General features: G+C 50.1%; 4 protein-coding genes. 3 read left to right on the top strand and 1 reads right to left on the bottom strand.

Translation table 11 applies throughout. The features are described from left to right. From J4G02_17940 to J4G02_17930, 3 genes are all read left to right on the top strand, one after another. A partial coding sequence (locus J4G02_17940) for a hypothetical protein (protein ID MCE2396420.1) occupies nucleotides 1-2,310 on the top strand: 2,310 nt, incomplete at its 5' end. 317 nt (nucleotides 2,311-2,627) lie between these two features. Next, nucleotides 2,628-3,269: a molybdenum cofactor guanylyltransferase gene (locus J4G02_17935; protein ID MCE2396419.1), complete on the top strand. Its 642-nt coding sequence runs from the start codon at nucleotides 2,628-2,630 to the stop codon at nucleotides 3,267-3,269. Further along, nucleotides 3,256-4,458 carry a molybdopterin molybdotransferase MoeA gene (locus tag J4G02_17930; GenBank protein MCE2396418.1) on the top strand — a complete coding sequence of 401 codons (1,203 nt, stop codon included), beginning with the start codon at nucleotides 3,256-3,258 and terminating at the stop codon, nucleotides 4,456-4,458. The genes J4G02_17935 and J4G02_17930 overlap by 14 nt, the downstream gene beginning before the upstream one ends. A 62-nt stretch (nucleotides 4,459-4,520) precedes the next feature. Here the strand turns inward: J4G02_17930 and J4G02_17925 are convergent, their stop codons facing one another. Then, nucleotides 4,521-5,660 (bottom strand): enolase, encoded by a 1,140-nt coding sequence (locus J4G02_17925; protein ID MCE2396417.1) that lies wholly within the window; start codon nucleotides 5,658-5,660, stop codon nucleotides 4,521-4,523. Nucleotides 5,661-5,894: the final 234 nt, after the last annotated feature.

Raw genomic sequence — 5,894 nt, 5'->3', positions numbered from 1 at the left:
GAAACTAATGTGGAATTTCACGATACCTGTGAGGCGAATGTTGGCATCACTGGGAAACTTAAAGTCTATAACAAGAAAAATTTTGATTATGCTTTGGCTCAAAATCTTGAGGTATCAAGTTTCCGAGCCGGTGATACGTTGATTTTGGAAGTCCAAGACGCAGATCTGGATAGCACCGATGTGATTGCACAGTTGCTTGAAACCGATTTCACTGAAGGCGCGGTTCGAGATCGTACCAGCGTCACATTGGCTAAAACGGCAGATAGTGTGGACATTTTTCGCGGCGAAATTAGAACTGGCTACGGAAATAACCCCATTCCAGACGATAATGTCTTGCAGGTACAGGGTGAAGGTGTTGTGATATGCACTTATATTGACGCCTTACAGAACACAGGGGCAACACGGATGCCTATTCAACAGAAACTCTCTGTCGAAACGGGCAACACCGGCGAACTACAAATCTATAGCGCAGACAGTGGCGTAATTATCAGTGGTTCTGCTGTGGGCACCGGTAGCTTCAACGTAGGTGAAAGGCTGAGAATTCGTCTAACAGATGAGGATTTGAATCTATCCCCAGTGGTGTCCGACGGTGCGAAGGTGACAGTCTGGGGCAATGTTGTCGCGGATAATGTCCAAATAATTGTGCGTGAGACAGCTATCGACAGTGCTGTTTTTGAGGGCAACGTTGCGACCCAAAAAGGAGAATCTTCAATCATTGAGGGGAACCCACCAATCACCACAGATGAAATTCTACGGATCACGGATAAAGAGGTTATCACGTCCGTATATATCGATGAAATTACTGCAACCGGTGAAACGGAAGTTCAAACCCAAACTCAAGCCGTCGTGTTGGGCAGCAGCGCAGGCATGCTACGCATCGTTGATGCACATATCAGTGACTCGTTGTTTAATCCCGAAGCAGCAGTTCCTATCTTCACAGCAGCCCCGAAAGATTTTGCATCAACCCATGAATTAGGTAGCTTTAATGCTGGTCGAACGATCTACTTCTGGCTGGAAGATCTGCTTCTTAGCACGGTTGTCGAAGCTAATGAAGTCAAGATTTCGGTCGCCGGTGACAGAACAAGAGATGAGGTTGAAGTTATACTCCGTAAAAAATCGGGAGTTGAAGGCATTTTTACCGGCTCCGTTCCGACCCGATACGGCACAACGGCGGTTGCGGATGAAACTCTGGACGTACAGGGTGACGAAGAGATACGGGCAACCTATACACCGACTTTCCTAGGGGTGAACTACCCTGTTGTCGAGGATTTCGCTTATGTTAGCAAAGGAGTTGGGGGGTATCTATCAATCACTCGGGGAGATGGGACCCCCATTAGGCACTTTAATGTTGGGATTCCTCTCCATTTTCGACTGACGGATGCAGACCTGAATCTCGATTCCTTCAAGGTCGAATCGACAACGCTAAAGGTTGTGACAGAGGCACAGGAAACATCAATAATGCTCCATGAGGAGAATGCGAATTCCGACATCTTCCGGGGGCAGATTTCCACACAGTATGGGCGAGCGATAATTGGTGCATTAGCGTCTTCTTCGGAGAGGGTTGATGCAATACCGGTCCTTGGACTAGTTGGTGGGGATACTGTCAGGGCGACCTATGAAGATGGGCTTACGGATACGGGCGAAACCAACGTTGAAGTCAGCATCAGTTGTCGCGCAAATTCCATCGCTTGGGCACCGTATACAAATCGACCGGTGTTGATTGATGGACATGAGGACGGTTGGCCCCTTGAGCAAGTCATTAGAACCTCCCAAGATGCAGGACTCCTCTGGTTGCAGTGGGACCGAGATAACCTTTATCTTCTCGCACAGATCTATGATAAAAATATCTCTGTGCCAGATGTTATTGAATATTACCGCGACGCCGATGCTCTAGAACTGCACATAGATCTGCATCCAGACGGAGCCAAGAAGCCGAATTACCTGCAGATGGAGAACGATCCGAACCGGTATGTCATTTGGATATGCCCCAAAGGAGGCGGTTTCCATGGAGATCGTCCCTATATTGGTCAGGGCGCGCCTGAATTTATCCCAAATTATCAAGCAGCGAATCTTGATGTTGCAGTGAGGCAGCAAGCAGATTATTATGTTATTGAGGCACGTATCCCGTTTTTCCCTGTGCTTCGCGGATATCATCCCTTGAAAACGAGACAGCATAATCGTATCGGTTTTAACTTTGTAATCCACCGATCCAACAACCAAGCGATTTATTGGGCAGCGCAAATGCCAGAAGCGGGCCCGGTGTTTCCAAGCGATCTGGGACTGCTGATTCTGGAAGCGCCGGTGCCTTAGATTGGGAACGGGTGATCTTTGGAAGTCGTCAAAAAAGGCTGTAGAATAGAGACAAGATGTCCATCTGTTAGTCTGAATTTCCCCTGTTTTTGTATTGACGCCGCTGCCTTGAAGTGATATGATTGGAGGTATTATACGTAGTAGATTTTAGAATTACTGATACACTTTCAATGCACAACCAACCCCCTAAATCCCCCTTGTCAGGGGGACTTATGAACGCGCTGCGTAAGTCCTAATTAAGATGTTTTACAATGGGTTTGGGATGTGCATGTCCGTCTTGGTTGGAACACAGAATTTTTAGAGTCGCACGAATAATTATGGAAACCACTAACATCACGGCGGTTACAGGCGTTATACTTGCCGGTGGGCAGAGCCGGCGGATGGGACAGAACAAGGCGTTGATGCGTCTGGGAAATGAGCCGCTCATTGTACATGTTATCCGCCAAATGGAATCGGTCACGGATGAACTCTTACTGATTACAAACGAGCCAGGCCTATACACATCCCTGAAATTGCCGATCTACACAGATATACTACCGGACATGGGAGCATTGGGAGGACTCCACGCAGGGTTGAGTTACGCTGCAAACAGTACTGTAATCTGTGTGGGCTGCGATATGCCGTTGTTACAATCGAACCTCCTATCTCATTTGGTCGCCCTCCTCGGCCCTTATGATGCAGTGGTTCCCTGTGTTCAGGCGATAGACCGTCCTAGTCCCGTCTTTCAAACCTTGTCCGCTGTTTATTCAAAGCGGTGTTTACCCGTAGTTGATGAAATGTTGGCAGTTGGCGAATTGCGCGTTCATGCGCTGTACGATCGCATTGAGGCCCGTATTGTCCAACCACATGAATGGCGGGAGTTTGATCCGCGAGGGCTTTCGTTTTTCAACATTAATACACCTGAAGACTTTGAAAAAGCAGAAAAATATATTGGAGGAAATCATCATGCTAACTGTTGAAGAGGCGCGTCAGCGCATGTTGAATACTATCTGCGCTTTACCCACAGAGAAACGTGGCATTTTAGACAGTCTCGGCACCATTCTCGCTGAAGATGTGTACGCTAGCGAGAATATACCGCCGTTCCACAATTCGGCGATGGATGGTTTCGCTGTCGTTGCGGCGGATGTGTCCAATGCGTCCAAAGCTGAGCCCGTCCAGCTTTCAATCATTGATACGATTCAAGCAGGCTATGCCCCAACAGCCCACGTCCAACGTGGAAGTGCCGCGCGGATCATGACAGGCGCGATGATGCCTGAAGGTGCGGACGCCGTTGTTATGAAGGAAGTGACGGAATTGGAAGGGGAACAGGTCACAATCCTTGACGGTGTGGAAAAAGATGAGAACGTTCGGTTCATGGGTGAGAGTGTGGGCCAGGGCGATCTGGTCATGTCAAAGGGAAAACTCATCCGCCCGCAGGAAATTGCGATGCTTGCATCGCTAAACCGATCCGAAGTTGAGGTTCACAAACGTCCAAAAGTCGCGGTGGTTTCCACCGGCGATGAGCTTACGCCGCTTGGAGAACCACTTGCGGCGGGCAAGATTCGGGATAGTAACCGCTACGGCATCTGTGCCCAAGTTGAGGAGGCGGGCTGCTATCCCATCGATATGGGCATCGCCCGTGACGATGAAGCAGAGACGGAACGGAAGTTCCGTGAGGCGTTGGACGGAGCAGATGCTCTCATCACCAGCGGCGGGGTCTCTGTCGGAGAATTCGACGTTGTTAAGGCAGTGCTGTCTAAGCTGGGTGAGATCAATTTCTGGCGTGTAGCGATGAAGCCGGGAAAGCCACAGGCTTACGGTATCGCCGATGGCAAGCCGATTTTTGGCCTGCCGGGTAACCCAGTTTCGTCACTGGTTGTGTTTGAACTCTTTGTCCGGCCTGCTCTCCTCAAAATGGCGGGGCATTCGGAGCTACTTCGGCCAACCTTCGAGGCGTTTTTGGAGGAAGATGTCTTCAACAGAGATGGCCGTGTCAGTTTTATGCGCTCAATTATCACCTCACGTGACGGGAAGTATTACGCAAAGACAACAGGGCCACAAGGTTCTGGTATCCTTCATTCACTTGTCTTAGCCAACGGTTTTATCGTTATTCCAGCGGGTGTGACGATAAATGCGGGTGAAACGGTGGAAGCACAACTTATGGGATAAGTAGGGAACAACGATCGTTGTTCCCTACCGCGAGGGTCGCCGAGTATTACATTGGATTATGTTTATATCCGGTTTGCTTCAATATAATCCCAATCGTATTCTATACCTAGCCCGGGCTTCTGAGAAACGATGACATTGCCTTCAGAGTCGATTGGATCTTCAATTGCTTTCAGATACGGCGATGGCTCTTCATAATCTACACCGGGGCGTAGGAGTCCGCGCTCGTAATACCGGCAGGTGGCTTCCGGTGCAGCACATGCAAGATGGACGTGGGGTGCACCCGTGCCGTGCAGTTCACACTGTATGCCGTAAGCCTGACAGAGATTAATCATCTTCCAGCATCCCGTAATTCCACCGTAAAATATGTCGATGCGCATCATGTCGCAAGCGCCCTGCAGTATCCACTCTGCTCGGCTAAACACGCCGCCCGGCACGTGCTCCGGTGAGCAAATGGCGATATCCAACTCACGGCAGAGTCGGCGGTAGGCCTCAACACGCGTTTCGACCATGGGGTGTTCCAACCAGTAGTAATTGAGTTTCTCTAACTCTCTACCCACCCAGATAGATTCATCCAGGGTATAGACGCCGAATGGGTCGAGCATCAACACCATGTCATCCCCTACCGCTTCGCGTACCGCTTTGCACACCTCGACATCTTCCTTTGGGAAACCGGGCAGCTGAGGTGCAGGCTCTTCGGTGTGGGGGTTCCAGCAGATGTAGGCATGGACCTTGTAAGCCTTGTAGCCTTTCGCTTTACAAGCTCGTGCGTGTTCAGCGTAAACCTCGGGACCGCCTAGGTTAGGATAGGTACTCGCATAGGCTCTGACTTTCTCACGTGCTCCACCTAGGAGTTGGTAGACCGGGACACCAGCTTTGTTGCCCAACAGATCCCACAACGCGCAATCAACCAGTCCCATTTCACTCTCCGATGGCTTATGGGTGAAAGTGGACATCTGGTCCATCCAGTGCCAAATCTGCTCTCGGTGCAACGGATTTTCACCCAGAATGAGCGGCTTGATGACGCCCTCCATCGTGGCTTTGTCCCCTCCAAGCATATGCCCTTCGACGCCTTCGTCCGTGGATATTTTGGTGATTGTGCCCACACTGTCCACTTCGTCTCCCCAGACACCATACCCCCACTTGGTAGGATGGCCCCTGGTTGTTGTCCGGAACTGAATGACCTCTATGTCAGTTATTTTCATGGTTTTCCTCCTAACAGTAAATTGGTAATTAAGCGAAAGGTGTTCATAAATAACTTTCAATGCGTCTACGCATCAGGAGAAGGATCTCCGCAGCTCAAACCCACAGTGGGAGAGGCTTCCTAGCTTCGACGTATACGCCATCGGTCTAATTAGCGATTCAGACCAATGGCACATGTCGCCCCGCTGGGGCTTAGAAGAAAGGTCCTATCGCCCGGCTATAAACATGTCGCCCCG

Source organism: Candidatus Poribacteria bacterium, assembly GCA_021295755.1.
Classification (GTDB): domain Bacteria; phylum Poribacteria; class WGA-4E; order WGA-4E; family PCPOR2b; genus PCPOR2b.
Note: the sequence above shows the minus strand (reverse complement) of the source record. Positions and strands in the feature narration are given on the sequence as shown.

Excerpts from the sequence above, each read along its gene's own strand:
- J4G02_17930 (MCE2396418.1), top strand. The coding sequence starts at position 3,256 with ATGCTAACTGTTGAAGAGGCGCGTCAGCGCATGTTGAATACTATCTGC.
- J4G02_17935 (MCE2396419.1), top strand. The coding sequence starts at position 2,628 with ATGGAAACCACTAACATCACGGCGGTTACAGGCGTTATACTTGCCGGT.
- J4G02_17925 (MCE2396417.1), bottom strand. The coding sequence starts at position 5,660 with ATGAAAATAACTGACATAGAGGTCATTCAGTTCCGGACAACAACCAGG.